Below are 15,771 nucleotides of genomic sequence, written 5' to 3'. Positions count from 1 at the left end.
GCACCGGCCGCACCCGCGCGTCCAGGCCGGAGCTCCCATCAACACCGGCGAGCACCATGCATCCATGCAGCTGCTGCTGAGACTGCTCGCCGTCACCAGCGAGGACCCGCATGTGCGGCAGTATCGACGGGCGATCGAGCACTACGCGCAGGAACTGCACGAAACGATGTAGCCCGGCGCTGGGCGCCGTGCCCACGGCCCGTCCGGCGGATCGGGGCCGGACGGGCCCTCGGCCGCCGGACAGGGCTGCGGAGCAGTGGCCCGGTCGGCGGCCTGTGACAGCCGTGCGGGCCGTCAGGCCAGGCCGCGCGCCGCCAGCCGCGCCTTGCGGGCCGCCAGCTTCTCGTCGAACTTCGACGCCTCGCTGTTCAGACCGCCCATGTACAGGCCCAGCTCCTCCTGCGCCTTCAGACCGTCGGGGCCCAGGCCGTCGATGTCGAGGACCTTCAGATAGCGCAGCACGGGCTGGATCACGTCGTCGTGGTGGATGCGCATGTTGTAGATCTCGCCGATCGCCATCTGCGCGGCGGCCCGCTCGAAGCCCGGCATGCCGTGACCGGGCATCCGGAAGTTGACGACGACATCGCGCACGGCCTGCATCGTGAGGTCCGGGGCGAGCTCGAAGGCCGCACCGAGGAGGTTGCGGTAGAAGACCATGTGCAGGTTCTCGTCCGTCGCGATCCGCGCCAGCATGCGGTCGCAGACCGGGTCGCCCGACTGGTGGCCGGTGTTGCGGTGCGAGACGCGGGTGGCCAGCTCCTGGAAGGCGACGTACGCCACGGAATGCAGCATCGAGTGACGGTTGTCGGACTCGAAGCCCTCTGCCATGTGTGCCATCCGGAACTGCTCCAGCTTGTCCGGATCGACGGCGCGCGAGGTGAGCAGATAGTCGCGCATCACGATGCCGTGCCGGCCCTCCTCCGCGGTCCAGCGGTGCACCCAGGTGCCCCAGGCGCCGTCACGGCCGAAGAGGGAGGCGATCTCGTGGTGGTAGCTGGGGAGATTGTCCTCGGTCAGCAGATTCACGACCAGCGCGATCTTGCCGATGTCGGTGACCTTGGACTGATCGGCCTGCCAGGCCTCACCGTCCTCGAAGATGCCGGGGAAGTTCCGCCCGTCGGAGAACGGCACGTACTCGTGGGGCATCCAGTCCTTGGCGACCTTGAGATGGCGGTTGAGCTCCTTCTCCACCACCTCTTCCAAGGCGTACAGCAGTTGGGCGTCGGTCCACGCCTTCGGGCTGCCGAGGGGGGGAGCGGTGATCGTCACGGGGACTCCTGGGGACGGGAGAATTACCTACGGATACGTAGGTTACGAGACCGTAGGTTAGATCGGCGGTAAGGCCATCGCCAAGCCAGCCTCCCGCGGTGTCCGATTGCGTGACGTTATGTACGCATGTCGTCGAGGCGTCGAGGCCGACGGTCCGCCCAACTGCCGGGCGTCCGGTGTCCGCCATGTGCAGTCCGGTGGTCGGCTCGTCCAGTACGTACACACTGCCTGTCCGATGCAGCTGGGTGGCGAGTGGCAGCCGCGGTCGATTCGCACGGCGGGGACTGGGGGCCGGCCCCCGCACCGACCCCGTCCGGCGGCTGCAAGGCCTGGGCCTTACTCCACAGATGCCCCCACCGGCCAACCCCCAACGCTCACACTTCGGTGCGCCCCCTCGGCCGTGATGTCACCCGAATTCCCCGCCGGGCAACAGCGCCACCGGCGCCGCACACCATCGCCGCACCGCCCGGCACGTTCCGGCGGGCCCGTACGCCCGCGACCGTCGGAACCGACAGCACGCCGTCCCCGCCCGGCACCGGTGCCGGCTCACCGGCCGCGCCGATCCGCCGGACGCGCAGTCAGCAGGCCCCGCCGAGCAGATCGGTCAGACTCCGGTCGAGATCGAGGAACCGGTGCTCGTCGCCGGGCGGCACCAGTTCCTGCGCCCGCTCGAGAAAGCGACGCAGTTCCGCAGTGCGGACGTGCACCATCGCGATTCCCTCGGTGGCATGGAACTCGAGCACGGTGCGGTCGTATCCGAACGGCCTGATGCGTACGTCCCCGACGCCGGCTGCTCCGTCCACTCCCGCCGCGAGCAGTTCGCGGGAGAACTCCCACGACACGTCGGTGCCCTCCAGGGTCGCCGTCGCGGGGAACGCCATGCGTACGGCGAACGGATCCCTTCGGTCGTACTGCAGGGTGGCGGGAAGGGTCTCCATCCGCGGTGCGGATGCGACCATGCGGGCCTGCACGGACTGCTCGATATCGGTGGACAAGACCTGCTCCCTTTCCCTGCTCTGCCGGATGAACGGTCCCCAGCACTGATACAGACGACGGAACTGCCTCATCCGTGCACCGGAAGGTGGCGTGAGCTGTATCACCGCACGCCGTCCGACCGATCGCGTGCCCACATTCCGAAGCGACGATCCCGGCCGGCGACCCGGCCTGCGGCGTCTTCGGTCCGGCGTTCCGCGACCGTCACCACGGCATCGCGGTCGGTGGCGACCACCGGGCCGACCAGCCGTCGCCGAACGCCGCGGCGGTGACGGGCGAGCAGGCCGCAGTTGGCAGCGGTCCGCCACCCCGCCGGCCGCCTACCGCTCGGGTGTCGCCCGGCTGCCGCACAGCAGGTCGGGTGCACTGGCGGTCGGCCCGACCAACACGGACCTCAGCGTGGACGGCGGCCGTACCTGGGACACGGTCGACACGGGTTCGTAAGACACGGTCGACTGCACACCGGACGGCGGCTGCTGGGCCGCAGGAGAGACCGGACGAATGGCGCCGCGGCTCGCACCGACTGCGACGAGCATCTGCTGGCCCAGTTGCTGGTGCTGAAGTCGTACAGCGCATGGGGTGTTTCCCGAAGCTGGAGGAGATCCCGGACACGGTGGTCGACTGGCTGAAGCCGTCCGGGGCCAGGTAGACGTTGACGCCTTCATGCTGGCGGATGGGGACGTCACCCAGCGGCTCGCCACGAGCCGGTCGCCGTAATACCTCGGATCTCTCGCGAACCCAGACAGGGCCCGCAGTCTCCCACCACTGGACCGGCGGGCACAGCCCGCCGGTCCAGTGGTGGTCGCCCTCGGACGAGACGGGCGCCTGCCCGTCCGGTAGCAGATCCGCTGGACGAGATGGGTCCTTGATGAGCCGTCAGGGAGTTGTTGGCAGACTGGCTGTCAACGTTGCGACAGCTGCGCCGTACCTCGCGTGCGGTCGGCCTGCGGGCCGACTCCGTGCGCGGAGGGGCCCGCTCCAGGACGCTGGGGGCGGGCTGTTCGACGTGATGTGTGCCCGAGCGCGTTCGGATCTGAGGGAAGAGGAAGAGCGTGACGTCGATAGCCCAGCCGGTGTTCCGTAACTACGTGGAGATCATCCTGGACGGTCTGGCCGAGGAGCCAGGCAGGGAGATTCTCGTCAGCGGCGATCGCCGCATGGGAGCGGATGAATTCCGTTCTCTGGTGTACCGGCTGGCGGCGGCGCTGCGTGAGCGCGGGGTCGGTCCGGGGCGGACCGTGACGTTGCTGTGCGGGAACCTGCCCGAGACGATCGCGGTGCGCTACGCGGTCAACCTTTTGGGCGCGCACTTCAACCACCTCTACAACCGGCTCGCGTCCGACGTGCAGGCCCTGATGATGGCCGACGTCGAGACGTACGCCTTCGTCGTCGACCCGCGGCTGGCCGGCCGGGCCGCCGAGCTGCTGCGGGCGGTGCCGCCGGTGGAACATGTCCTGCTCCTCGGCGAGGTCCCCGAAGATGGGAAGACGCGGAACGGTATCGCGGCGGGCGGCCCGGGTGAGGATCTCCTGGCTCTGGCCGAGAAGCAGCCGGACGCACCGGTGCCCGGTGCCGCGGGGCCGGAGGACTTGTGCTTCATCCGGCACTCGGGTGGCACGACGGGCCATCCCAAGGGAGTGCGGTCCACGTTCGGGAGGATGCAGGACGGCATCGCGCAGACGCAGCAGCTGTTCAGCGGGACAGGACGGCGGGATCTGGTGTGCACGCCGTTGTCGCACGCCGCCGGGTTCATCGCGGACGGCACCCTCGCTGCGGGCGGCACGGTCGTGCTGCACTACGCCTTCGACCCGGCCGAGATCCTCGCCACGATCGCCCGCGAGCGCATCACGAACATGATGCTGCTGCCCCCGCTGCTCTACCAGGTCCTCGACCACCCCGACGCCGAGCACGCCGACACCTCCAGCCTGCAGCAGATCACCTACGGCGGCACCTCGTCCTCCCCGGCCCGCATCGCTGAGGCGGTGCGCCGCTTCGGGCGGGTGCTGCAGCAGGGGTACGGCCAGTTCGAGGCGGGTGCCGTCAGCTTCCTGCCCGCCGCCGAGCACGACCCCGACCGCCCCGACATCCTGCGCACGGCCGGACGGCCCGTGCCGGGTGTCGAGGTCGAGATCCGCGACGAGAGTGGCCGCGTACTGCCGGCCGGTGAGGTCGGGGAGATCTGCGTCCGCTCCGACGGGGCGTTCGAGGGTTACTGGAAGAACCCCGAATTGACCGCCCAGGTCCTGCGCGACGGCTGGGTGCTCACGGGTGACCTGGGCTGTCTCGACGAGCGCGGTTACCTGAGCGTCGTGGACCGGATCAAGGACATGATCGCGGTGGTCGGCGGCCATGTGTACACCACCGAGCTGGAGGACTTCCTCAACACCCACCCCGCCGTGCGGCAGAGCGCCGTCTACGGGGTGAAGGGCGACGGCGGCTACGAACGCATCCATGCCACGGTCGTCACCGCCCCCGGCACCACCGTCACCGCCGACGGCCTGCGGACCTGGGTCCGGGAGGGCCGGGGCGCAATGTACGAGCCCGACCACATCGCCTTCACCGGCGCGCTGGCGCTGACGGATGCGGGCAAGCCCGACAAGAAGCTCCTGCGGGCCGCCGCGGCCAGCGGTCAGAGCTGACCGCCGCCTCCGTCTGGCAGGCCGGGGCTCGCACCAAGAACGTCGCCCCGGGTTCGGTGCCGGGGCGACGCGGCTCCGGAGTCGGGCGCGCATCCGGCTCGTGCGCGCCTTTGCCGCGGGCGTACGGCTTGTCCGTGGTCCGGGCGCCTGCATGCCCGCTCCTGGCCACCTCCTGCCGCCGCTGTTGCGGCGCGGGGGCGGTGCCGGAGCGGGCGGGCCTGGTGGATCGACGGATTACAGGAAGGAATCGAGGAACTCCCGCATCTGCCCCTTGCTCTGCGGGCCGATCCTCTTGCCGGCGACGGCGCCGTTCTTGAACAGCAGCATGGCCGGGATCGCGGTCTCCTGGTAGCCGGGCAGGGTGGCCGGGTCGCGGTCGATGTTGAGGGCCGCCACGGTGAGTTTCCCGGCGTAGTCGTCGGAGATCTCCTCCAGGACCGGCGTCATCATCTTGCAGGCCCCCGACCACTCCGCCCAGAAGTACGCCAGTACCGGCTCACCGGCCTTAACTATTTTCGCGTCTAACGTGGCGTCGGTGACGGTCACAAGGGCCACGACGGAACTCCGATCTGTTGAGGTCAGCCATGACACAGGCCGACCCGCCGACCCTCGCAGTCCTGACAGAGCTGTCAAGACCGCTCCCTGACCGCGCCGTTGGACTCGTCCGTGGCGGAGCCCTACGAGGAGAACCGCCAGCTCCGGCAGCAACTCGCCCGCACGCTCGGCGACCTGCCTGCCGCCCGGCTCCAGACCCCTGTGACTCGCAGCGACCGATGACGCCGGTGCCGAGTTCTCGGCCATGTCCGTGCCAACTTTGAAGAGGGGCCATTCGTGTCCGGTTCCGCGTTCGGCCTGGAACATCACCGCGTCCCGCCGCCGAGGTCCCGGTCGGGTGCCTCAGCAGACCGCAGGAATCTCAAGGCCATCTCCGTGAACGCGTCCGGCTCGGCATCGTGGATCAGGTGCCCGACCGGAATGGTCTCACTGCGGCCGCCCGGGATTCGCCGAGTCAATTCGGCGACCCGGCCCTGGGGAACGTGGCTTCGCGAGCCGCCGCCGATGACGAGGGACCGCGCGGTGATCCCGCTGAGCCGCTCCAGCCACATCGGGTCGGGATCGTCAACCTGCCTCCTGATGGCCAACACCATCTCCCAGTCATAGGACAGTTCCCCGTCCGGCCTGGTGGGGACAGTCCGCTTCCGGGGAAGCGGCGCCGCGACATCCTCAAGGATCAGCCGACCCACCCGCTCCGGATGCTCCCCGGCAAGCAGGTAGGCCACGATCCCACCCATCGAGTGCCCGATGAGGTCCACCCGGTCGAGCGCCAGGGCGTCCAGGAAGCCGAGTACATCGGCCCGCATGACTTCCAGGGAGTACTCGCCGGGCCAGTCACTTCGCCCGTGGCCGCGCAAGTCGAGTGCATACACCCGCCAGTGGCGAGCGAAGGCAGGCACCACCCCGTCCCAGTCCGCCGCGCACTCGCCCAACGCGTGCAGCAGGACGAGCGGCGGAGCGTCAGGGGAACCGGCGACCCGATAGGCCAGCCGGATGCCCCCGACCCCGATCGTGCAGTGATCAACCATGCTCGGAAGATAACCGCGGCACTCTGCCAGCAAAGCAGTGTTCACCAGCAGCCGAACCAGATCAGTTCTCTGTCGTGTCAGCTACCCCTGCGGTGAGTCACCCCCTGAGCGCCACGCAGGCGCGGTGGCCTGGTCGCTGTTCGACAACGATCCATCCGCGCCCACGAGGAGCCAGACAACACGATGGAAAGCCTCCTGGACAGTGCCCTGATCGCAGCAGGCCAGGTCAGCGCCCCGCCAAGTGGTTCGGCTCAAGATAAGGATCGTTTGACGACAGGGGGCGGGTTACCTCAATCGGGTGCAGCGCCTGTGCCTATACGCCTACCCCTCCGCCGCCACCGCGCGTCACGCGCGGGCCTCCAGGCGGTGGGCGCGGGCGCTGAGGTGGCGGCGTTCGGGGGTGCTGGTGGTGCGGCGGGCAGCTTCACGGTAGGAGGCCGCCGCGACCTCGTGTTCGCCGAGGAGTTCGAGGAGATGGGCGCGGGTGGCGAGCAGCCGGTGGTGGCGGGCCATGCGGGTGTCGGCCTCCAGCGCCGTGATCAGGTCGAGTCCCGCGGCCGGGCCGTGGACCATGGCGACGGCGACCGCGCGGTTGAGGGAGACCACCGGGTTGGGTGCAAACCCTTCCAGGATCTCGTACAGGGCGAGGATCTCGGGCCAGTCGGTGGCGTCGGTGTCCTCGGCCTCGTCGTGCACGGCCGCGATGGCCGCTTGCAGCTGGTACGGGCCGACCCGGCCGCGCGGCAGGGTCCGGCTGATCAGGTCGACTCCCTCGGCGACGGCCCGGCGGTCCCACCGGCTGCGGTCCTGTTCCGCCAGCGGCACCAGTTCCCCGGAGGGGCCGGTGCGGGCGGGGCGGCGTGCGTCGGTGAGCAGCATCAGCGCGAGGAGGCCCGCGGTCTCGGTGTCGTCGGGCACTTGGCGGTGCAGCATCCAGGTGAGCCGGATCGCCTCGGCGGACAGTTCCGGCGTGGTCAGGCCGGTGTCGTCGGCCCCGCCGGTGGTGGTGTACCCCTCGTTGAAGATCAGGTAGAGCACATGCCGGACCTCGGCCAGCCGCTCGGTGAGGTCGGTTCCCTCCGGCACGGCCAGGGGAGTGCCGGACTCCTTGACGGTCCGCTTGGCCCGGCTGACGCGCTGGGCCATGGTCGACTCGGGCACCAGGAAGGCCGCGGCGATCTGCACGGTGGTCAGACCGCCGACCGCGCGCAGGGTCAGTGCGATCCGGCCGGCCGGTGACAGCGCGGGGTGGCAGCACAGGAACAGCAGGGCCAGCGAGTCGTCCCGATCCGCGTCGGGCACGGTGTCGGCGGCGTGGCCGAGCAGCTCGGCCTGCGGAGTGGCCAGGGCGAGGGTGTCCTCACGGCGCCGGCGGGCGCTGTCGCTGCGGATCTGGTCGACCAGCTTGCGGGAGGCGACGGTGACCAGCCAGCCCCGGGGGTTGTCTGGGACGCCGGTTTCGGGCCATTGCAGGGCGGCGGCCAGCAGGGCCTCCTGGACCGCGTCCTCGCACGCGTCGAAGACGCCGTAGCGGCGCACCAGCGCGCCGAGGACCTGCGGCGCCAGCTCGCGCAGCAGGTCCTCGGCGGCATGGTGCGGGGCGGCGTGGTGCGCGGCGGTCACACGTTCGCCGCGGACTCGTGCAGGACGGGCCACAGCTCAATCGGCTCCACGTCGGCGAACGGCATGTCCGCGGCGATCGCCTGCGCCCGCTCCAGGCTGTCGCAGTCGAGCATGTAGAAGCTGGCGATGTACTCCTTGGTCTCCAGGTACGGGCCGTCGGTGACCGCCGGGACGCCGTCCTCGCGGCGCACGAGCTGGGCGTTGGTCGCGTCCGCCAGGCCGTAGGCGCCGAGGAGTTCACCGCTCTCGCGGTACTTCTTGTTGAACGCCTCCTGCTTGGCGATCGCCTCCGGCCACGCCTCGGCGGGGAAGGAGTCCCACTTGGCCTGGTTGCCGTAGATCATCGCGACGTACTTCATCTCGGGTGTCCTCCCCATTTCGCACGCCCCGTTGGCGCGCTGTCACCCCTCAGTCGGAGCGGGAAACGGGTCCTCGACATCCGACGAAAACTTTCTTCGAAATCTTTTTTCGCACCGCCATCGACCAGCCCAAACACCGAAGCGACGCAAGCGATCAACCTACAACCCGGCTACACACCGGCGTTGATTCGGCGCCCTGCTGAAGAGTCGGGCTCAGTCGCGGCCGTCGTCGTCCTCGTCCAGCTCGGGCGCGTCCGGGCCGCGCAGCGGGCGCAGGGCTCCGGCGGCTGGGACGCTGGCGGTGAAGCTGTAGCGGCCGAGCAGGTTCAGGTTCTTGTGCTTGAGGGGGGGAGAGAGCCGGGGCGATGTCCTCGTCCTGGATCTCGTGGCCTTCGGCTTGGAGCTGGTCGACGGCGGCGTCGATGTACCGGGTCGTCCAGAGCACGAGGGCGTTGAGGACCAGGCCGAGCGCGCCGATCTGATCTTATCCGAACTAGTCCATCTCAGGGACAGGTCCGCCTGCGAGCCGACGTTCACGACGGAAAGTAGTCGTGAAGAAGTTTGGTGGGCGCGTTCCGTCGGGCGTGTCGATCGCGTCGGCATCGTGTGCTTCGCGATCTTACTGGGAGAACGCGTAGGTCCGGACGGGGTCGAGGTGCAGTTCGTAGGGCCCGAAGCAGTCGGCCGCGAGCGTCGCGACCGGAGCACCGCAGGGGCAGGCTCGGTTGAGTCCCTCGTCGCCGCTCGGTCCGCAGCACCCAGTGCTGTTCTCCCAGTTGGGCAGTGGCTGAAGGCCGGCGGCATCGTCGGGGTGCACCAACACTGTCTGTCGGCTGCCCGCTGAAATGACGAAGCCTTCTTCGCGGCAGATCCGAGGTCCTCGCGGCTGAGCCGGCTTTGGGTTCTTCTGATCCTCCTGCGCGACGTAGGGAGGTCCCCAGGGCTCGGGATCGATCGCGTAGCAGCCCCGCGGAACGGTGGAAGGTGCCCGTCGTGTCTCCTTGTCCCGGTCGCGCTCGCCGACGGAGACGTCAGGGATGGCGGCAAGTTCGGCCAGCTCCGGCGTGATCGCGGTGCCGCACTTGGAACAGAGGAAGACAGTCATTCCCTCGTTGTAGTCCTCAGGGCTGCTGCTTCGCATCCTCGTTTCGCTGCTCGGAGTCGATGCGCGCGAACGTCGCGCTCCAGGGCGTCCAGGACGGTGTGGACACGCTCGATGCAGGCGAGATGTCGCTGCTGTGCGGCTTCGGCCAGGTGCGCCGAGTTGTCAGCCCGCATCGGCAGTCCTCTCCGCCCCGTTGCGACTTGCCCGGCGTCGGTCGGTGCTGGGGACAGCTTGTCGTGCTCCTGGTCGGTGATGCGCGTGATGACATGCTCGACCGCAGCCGCCAACCACTCGTTGACCTCGGCGGCTCGGGACCGGCCAGATGCCGTGGCATCGGCCTGGAGCTCGCGTGTGCGGGCGAGGGTGTCGCGGTGAATCGGCAGGAACTGCCGATCGCTTCGGAAGTCCTGGCAGAAGTAGCAGCCGTCGGCCGCGGTCTTTGGGCAGGGCCGCGAGATGTGCCGTCCGCACCAGCCGCCAGCTACCGCGTGGAGGCGGCGGCCGATCTTCTCGGCGAGCCATTCGACGCCGGACAGGTCGGCGTCACAGCGGACCTTGACGGCTTCGCCCTTGAGGTTGAAGCGCACCTCGGGCCGGAAGTAGGGTGTGTGGCAAGCCCGCTGGAAGCGGCGTGCGGCGTCCTCGTCGGGACAGGCGATCGTTGCGGCGGCGGGCTGGCCGTCCATGATCTCGGGCGCGAGGTTCGGGCCCGACAGTACCGCGACCCGGTCCGCGCTCACTCCGGTCACCTCGGTGATGACCTGGCTCGCCCGCAGCTCGCTGCTCCGCTCGATGCCCTTCATCAGCGACACGATCAATGTCTCGGGACCGATGTGCGGAGCCCACGCAGCGAGGTTCGCCCGCAGGGACTGCGCGGGAATGGACAGCACGAGGAAGTCGGCGCCTCCCAGCGCGACGGTCGGGTCGGTGGTGGCCGTTATGGTGTGGGGCAGTTCGATGTCCGGGAAGTACCCGGGGTTGCGGTGCGCCGTGGTGATCGCGTCGGCGATCTCACTCCGCCGGGCGTGCATGATTACGTCGGTGCCCGCGTCGGCCATGATCTTGGCGAGGGCGGTTCCCCAGGACCCGGCCGAGAACACCGCCGCACGGGCGGGACGGTGCTGGCTCACTGAGAGTCCTCTCGCTGATACGCAGGCCTGCTGTCAGAGCGGCGGCAGGTCCGAACATCTTATCGGCGCAGCCAGACCCGATAGGGCCCTGAGATCTTCTGTGATCGCGAGTGGGGCCGAAGTCACGCACGCGGTCACTCTCACAAACGACCCTTTCCCGGAGCAAGATCAAAAACCCGCCGCCGAACCGGGCCCGACTCCCGATCGGTTCTCAGCTTGAGATTTAACCCAGCAGATTCGAACACGTCTGACCGGCGCTTTCAGGCGCGATCAACGCGCCCACGACGGGGCCGAATCGGGTGAAAACGCCCAGTCGACACGGCAGAGGGCCGTGTTCGAATGGCGAGGATAAATCTCAAGCTCAGAACCCGTTCTCACTCAAAAGCAGGGCGGACCCCCTTCTGAGACTTCGAATGACGACAGGTGCCGCGCACGTCCCATGAACCCGTGCGATACGGGTTCACGGCGGCGCGAATCCAATCAGATCCGATGCTGATTGATGACATGGTTTGCTGACAGCTAGGGTCGAATGCGACCACCGACATGGGGAGCGGCATGGCCAACCTGGTCTAGAAGCGGGTGTCGACCGACCAGCAGTTGACCGACCGTCAAAACCTCGTTGAGGAGCCGGTCACGTTCGAAGAGGAGGGCGGCACTTCCAGCCGCCTCCATCCCTTGGAACGGCCGAAGTTCGGCGAGCTCCTCACCTACGCGCGGCCGGGCGACACCGTGCACATCTCCGAGATGTTCCGCCTGGTGCGCGGCACCCAGCACATCCTCGACGTGCTCGACGTCATGCACCGCGAGCGCCTCGCCCTGCGCATCCACGACGGCGCGTTCTCCGCGATGGACCTCACCGCCCGCCACCCGCGCACCGGCGAACTGCTGTCCACCGTGAAGTTCAAGGTGCAGACCCTCGCCGCCGCCGGCGAACTCCAGCGGGAGCTGACCTACGACGGGCTGCGGGCAGCCGAGGCCAAAGGCAACAAGGGCGGACGCCGCCCCGCCGTCCAGGCCACGGAGACCGAGAGAGTCCGCACCACATACCTGGAGGGTCGCTCCATTGCCGCCCTCGCCCGCGAGCACAGCGTCAGCCGCGGCGCCATCCGTACCGCCGTCGCTGACCTCCTGCCCGAGTACACGCCCGCCGACCCAGGCGCCACGGCCCCGAGCTGCCGGTCGCCCTCGACATGCCGGGCAAGGTCACCGACTTCCTCCGCTCCACCGAGCTGGAGCCCGTCGAGCGCGCCACGCTCGACCAGGGCGTGACCGTACGGCGCGGCCAGGGGCTACACCCTGCGCGTCACCGCTGTGCCCGCGATCCACCGCCGGCTCCTCGACCTCTGCCAGCCCCTCGACGGCAGCCCAGGAACTTCGGCGGTCCCGGCACAGCGCAAGGCCCGCCGCGAGTACGGGAACCGTGTCAACTCGCTCGTGCCCGACGCGGGTGCTGAAGGGCTGCCGAGGCTGAGGTCAGACCGCTACGCAGGGCTACCTGCTACCTGCTACCTGTGGTACGGGGTACGTACGTAGCTAGTTACGAGAACAGGGCCGACACCCAGCGCTGAGTAATCAGCGCGAGCCCTCCAAGATCATCCTGTGGCGGGTTTCTGGCGTATCTGGGAACCGGCGCGAATCGCATCTGATGCGAACTGGCGCCATCTTGTGCCGCGTTGTCCGGGTGGACATCGGTAAGCCGCTGATCAGCAGATAGAGGGCCCGCCGTGAGGCTGCTGAGACGGTAGCTGATGGCCGGGCCGGTGTCGTCCCGCTTCACTCGATTGGATGGCTGACCTGCCGTTCCCCTCCGGGCTTCGCATCTGATGCGAGATTCTCGCGCCGGATGCGATCTACGGAGCGTGACGAGTTGGTGGGTAAGGGCGGGATGGCGCCGGGAGCCGTGCGGCTGCCCCTGGCCGACGGGGTGCCGCTGCTGCGGCCGGAGGAGCAGGTCTTCGAGGCGATGCTGGACGGCTGGCGCAACCAGCAACTGGCCCGGAACTTGGCGCTGTCGACCATCAACGGCCGTGAGCGGAAGGTGCGGGCGTTCGCTCGCACGCGGACGCCTTTCCGTGGGCCTGGTCTTCGCAGCTGGCGGACGAGTGGTTCGGCGACCTGCGGGCGGTCCACGGCTGTGTCCGCTCGACGCTGCGCGGCTACCAGGAGGCGGTGCGGCTGTTCTGCGACTACGCCAGCGACCCCGCCTATGGCTGGGCCGCCCAGTGCGAGCGGCGCTTCGGCAACCATCCGATCCAGGTGTGTCACGAGTGGAACACCGCCGTTCACATGCAGGAGTGCGAGGCCGAGTCGCCGAAGCGGGCCTTCACCCGGGAGGAATTGCAGGCGTTCTTCGACCACGCCGACGACGAGGTGAGCCGGGTCCGCAGACGCGGCCGCAAGGGGTGGCTGCCCGCCTTCCGCGACGCGATGTTGTTCCGCGTACGCCTACGGGCTGCGGCGCAACGAGACGCGGATGCTCGACACGGCCGACTTCGGTCGCAACCCCGAGGGGGCGGAGTTCGGCGAGTACGGCGTCTGCTACGTCCGCCACGGCAAAGCGAAGAAGGGCTCGCCCCCGAAGCGCCGCAGCGTGCTGACCGTGTGGGACTGGTCGGCCGAGATCCTCGACCAGTGGATCAACGAGGTGCGCCATGCGACACACCGACGGGCCCGCCCTGTGGCCGTCCGAACGCGGCCGGCGCGTCGGTCTGCAACGGCTGGACTCCCGCTTCGCCGCCTACCGCGACGACCTCGGCCTGGACCCGGTCCTGGACTTCCACTCGCTGCGCAGGTCGTACGTCACCCACCTGATTGACGACGGCCACGACCCGCTGTTCGTCCAGGAGCAGGCCGGCCACGACCACGCGTTCACCACCTCCATCTACACCTGCGTGTCCTCCGACTTCCGCACCCGCACCCTGCGGCGGGCCCTGGACGCCACCATCGAGGCCGCGCTCAAGCCCGCGAGGAGGGCCCAATGAAACGCCAGGTCAGCTACCAGTGGCGGCTGCGCGAGCGGATGGCCGCCGCAGGGATGTTCACCACCAGCGAGCTCGCCCCACCGCTCGCCGAGCGCGGCATCGACCTCTCCCTCTCCCAGGTCCACCGCCTGATCACCGGCACCCCCGAGCGGCTGTCGCTGCCGGTGCTGGCCGCGCTCTGCGACATCTTCGAGTGCACTCCGGCCGACCTGATTGCCACCAAGGCGGAGAACGCCACCATCCGCAAGGTCGCCACCGGCGACGCGGTCGTCGACCTGTCGGCGGTCCGTCCCAAGCGCGCCCGCATCCGGCCCGAGGGATGAGCCGCACCCGCGTCCGCGCCGAGGTCCTGTTCTGCGCGCGCTGCCGCCGGGCCGTGCGTCTCGGGGCGGCGCACTGGCCCGAGGGCTATCTCTGCCCGCGCTGCTACGACCACGCGCTGGAGACCTACGGGACCTGCACCGGCTGCGGCACTGAGCGGCTGACGTGCGGCCTCGCGCCGGACGGCGGCAAGCTCTGCACCGACTGCGCCGGTGGCCTCGGCGACTGCACCTGCGAACGGTGTGGACGAGAGGCCAGGCGTTACCGGCGCGGAGTCTGCGGCCAATGCGTGCTGGCCGAGCGCCTTGGCGAACTCCTTGACGACGGCACCGGCTCCGTCCGGGCCGAACTCCTCCCGCTCTTCGACGCCCTGGGGCAGACGCGCCGCCCGAAGGGCGCCCTGACCTGGACCAGCAAGCCCCACGTCCAGCGGAACCTGCGGGCTCTGGCCCGTGGCGAAGTCCCGCTCACCCACGAGGGCCTGAGCCGGCTCACCCCCTGGAGTTCAGTGGCCTACCTGCGTGATCTGCTCATCCAGGCCGGGATCCTGCCACCGGCCGACCGGCAGCTGCTGCTGTTCCAGCGATGGCTCGCCGAGAAACTGCCCGCCATCGACGATGCCGAGCACCGGAAATTGCTGGAGCTCTTCGCCGCCTGGCACGTCCAGCGCCGCCTGAACACCTGGCCGGCCGCGGCCCGCTCACCGGCAAGCAGGTCCAGCAAGCCCGCGACGAGATCCGCCTCGCGACCGCCTTCCTCGATCACCTTGCCGAGCGTGGACGGTCTCTCGCCGACTGCGCGCAGGCCGATGTCGATGCCTGGTACGCCGGCGGCTACACCGCCCGGCGCCTCACCCACGCCTTCCTGCGGTGGGCGATGCGGTCCAAGCACATGCCGAAGGTCGCCATCCCGCACCGCTCCACAAGCAATCCCGCCCCGCTCGCCCAGCACCAGCGGCTCGCACTGCTGCGACAACTCGTAAACCGCGACGACGTGCCGCTCCAGGACCGCGTCGCGGCCGTGCTCGTCCTTCTCTACGCACAGCCGCTCACCCGGATCGCCCGGCTCGGCATCGATGACGTCCTGCACGAGCACGGCGAGGTCGTGGTCCGGCTCGGCGACCCGTCGCCCGTTCCGACCCCCTTCGCCGGAATGCTGCTGGACTACCTGGGGCAGCGGCCGAACACCATGACCGCGGCCAATCCGGACGCCCGATGGCTCTTCCCCGGCTGCCGGGCTGGACAGCCCATGACCTCGGAAACCCTGGAACTCCGACTCGGTCACCTGGCCTTCTTGACCCAGCGAGGACGCACCGCGGCGATTCGCCACCTCGTCCTCCAGGCCCCCGCTCCGGTGGTCGCCCGGATGCTCGGCTACCACGACGACACCACCGCCCAGCTCGCCGCCGAGGCAGGAGGAACCTGGCGTTACTACGCTCCTGGCGACCACTCACGGTCACCAGGAGCGTAGTAACGCCGCCCCGCCGAACAGTTCGGCGGGGCGATGCGATCACAGTGGAATCGAATGGGCTCAGGCTCGCTCTCGCACCTCGGTGCCGTCGTACGTCCCGCCGACGCAGGTGCCTAGCCCGGGCTCGATCTGCATAACCTGCCCGCCCCCGTCCAAGCACTGTTGCGGGAAGATCCAAGCTTCCGCGTTGGCGAATCCCACGCTTCCGAGCGTGAGAGCAACGGTCCCGGCGCACAAGGCAACCGCTGTAAGGGCACGACGCATGGGGACATCCTCGGGTCGAATCGGTTGGGCAACC

Annotated in this window: 14 protein-coding genes and 2 pseudogenes; 7 read left to right on the top strand and 9 right to left on the bottom strand. The window is 69.3% G+C overall.

The window, feature by feature from the left end:
* Positions 1-294: 294 nt before the first annotated feature.
* Positions 295-1,269 carry an acyl-ACP desaturase gene (locus ACZ3IC_RS21020; protein ID WP_467418099.1) on the bottom strand — a complete coding sequence of 325 codons (975 nt, stop codon included), beginning with the start codon at positions 1,267-1,269 and terminating at the stop codon, positions 295-297.
* Between the two features lie 578 nt (positions 1,270-1,847).
* Positions 1,848-2,264 (bottom strand): spore wall synthesis regulator SsgD, encoded by a 417-nt coding sequence (gene ssgD / locus ACZ3IC_RS21015; protein WP_467418097.1) that lies wholly within the window; start codon positions 2,262-2,264, stop codon positions 1,848-1,850.
* Between the two features lie 137 nt (positions 2,265-2,401).
* On the opposite strand from ssgD, the pseudogene ACZ3IC_RS21010 reads away from it, so the two are divergent.
* Positions 2,402-2,823: pseudogene (locus ACZ3IC_RS21010) on the top strand (hypothetical protein); the annotation flags it as partial.
* A 491-nt stretch (positions 2,824-3,314) separates the two neighbouring features.
* Complete coding sequence (locus ACZ3IC_RS21005) at positions 3,315-4,901, top strand: AMP-binding protein (RefSeq protein WP_467418096.1); 1,587 nt, start codon at positions 3,315-3,317, stop codon at positions 4,899-4,901.
* A gap of 234 nt (positions 4,902-5,135) precedes the next feature.
* Here the strand turns inward: ACZ3IC_RS21005 and ACZ3IC_RS21000 are convergent, their stop codons facing one another.
* The 7 genes and pseudogenes from ACZ3IC_RS21000 to ACZ3IC_RS20970 form a co-directional block, all read right to left on the bottom strand.
* Positions 5,136-5,456, bottom strand: coding sequence for a thioredoxin family protein (locus ACZ3IC_RS21000; protein WP_467418094.1), 321 nt, complete (start codon positions 5,454-5,456; stop codon positions 5,136-5,138).
* A gap of 305 nt (positions 5,457-5,761) precedes the next feature.
* Complete coding sequence (locus tag ACZ3IC_RS20995; RefSeq protein ID WP_467418093.1) at positions 5,762-6,484, bottom strand: alpha/beta fold hydrolase; 723 nt, start codon at positions 6,482-6,484, stop codon at positions 5,762-5,764.
* Between the two features lie 345 nt (positions 6,485-6,829).
* A complete protein-coding gene (locus ACZ3IC_RS20990) occupies positions 6,830-8,107 on the bottom strand; it encodes an RNA polymerase sigma factor (protein ID WP_467418092.1) in 1,278 nt (425 codons plus the stop codon).
* Complete coding sequence (locus ACZ3IC_RS20985) at positions 8,104-8,466, bottom strand: YciI family protein (RefSeq protein ID WP_467418090.1); 363 nt, start codon at positions 8,464-8,466, stop codon at positions 8,104-8,106. The genes ACZ3IC_RS20990 and ACZ3IC_RS20985 overlap by 4 nt, the downstream gene beginning before the upstream one ends.
* 213 nt (positions 8,467-8,679) lie before the next feature.
* Positions 8,680-8,950 (bottom strand): annotated as a pseudogene (locus ACZ3IC_RS20980) (Tn3 family transposase); the annotation flags it as partial.
* A gap of 135 nt (positions 8,951-9,085) precedes the next feature.
* A complete protein-coding gene (locus ACZ3IC_RS20975) occupies positions 9,086-9,571 on the bottom strand; it encodes a hypothetical protein (protein WP_467418089.1) in 486 nt (161 codons plus the stop codon).
* On the bottom strand, positions 9,568-10,701 hold the full coding sequence (locus tag ACZ3IC_RS20970) for an NAD(P)H-dependent glycerol-3-phosphate dehydrogenase (protein WP_467418088.1): 1,134 nt from the start codon (positions 10,699-10,701) through the stop codon (positions 9,568-9,570). The genes ACZ3IC_RS20975 and ACZ3IC_RS20970 overlap by 4 nt, the downstream gene beginning before the upstream one ends.
* A gap of 597 nt (positions 10,702-11,298) precedes the next feature.
* Here ACZ3IC_RS20970 and ACZ3IC_RS20965 point away from each other — a divergent pair.
* From ACZ3IC_RS20965 to ACZ3IC_RS20945, 5 genes are all read left to right on the top strand, one after another.
* Positions 11,299-11,970: a recombinase family protein gene (locus ACZ3IC_RS20965; RefSeq protein WP_467418086.1), complete on the top strand. Its 672-nt coding sequence runs from the start codon at positions 11,299-11,301 to the stop codon at positions 11,968-11,970.
* A 1,382-nt stretch (positions 11,971-13,352) separates the two neighbouring features.
* Positions 13,353-13,682 (top strand): tyrosine-type recombinase/integrase, encoded by a 330-nt coding sequence (locus ACZ3IC_RS20960; protein ID WP_467418085.1) that lies wholly within the window; start codon positions 13,353-13,355, stop codon positions 13,680-13,682.
* Positions 13,679-14,005, top strand: a complete 327-nt coding sequence (locus ACZ3IC_RS20955; protein WP_467418084.1) for a helix-turn-helix domain-containing protein — start codon at positions 13,679-13,681, stop codon at positions 14,003-14,005. The genes ACZ3IC_RS20960 and ACZ3IC_RS20955 overlap by 4 nt, the downstream gene beginning before the upstream one ends.
* Positions 14,002-14,985 (top strand): hypothetical protein, encoded by a 984-nt coding sequence (locus tag ACZ3IC_RS20950; RefSeq protein ID WP_467418082.1) that lies wholly within the window; start codon positions 14,002-14,004, stop codon positions 14,983-14,985. The genes ACZ3IC_RS20955 and ACZ3IC_RS20950 overlap by 4 nt, the downstream gene beginning before the upstream one ends.
* A gap of 11 nt (positions 14,986-14,996) precedes the next feature.
* Positions 14,997-15,473, top strand: coding sequence for a hypothetical protein (locus ACZ3IC_RS20945; protein WP_467418081.1), 477 nt, complete (start codon positions 14,997-14,999; stop codon positions 15,471-15,473).
* The last annotated feature ends 298 nt before the right edge of the window (positions 15,474-15,771 follow it).

The sequence above is a fragment of the Streptomyces sp. NPDC002958 genome, from assembly GCF_055563255.1.
The sequence above is the reverse complement of the archived record's forward strand: the minus strand, read 5'-3'. Positions and strand labels throughout refer to the sequence as shown.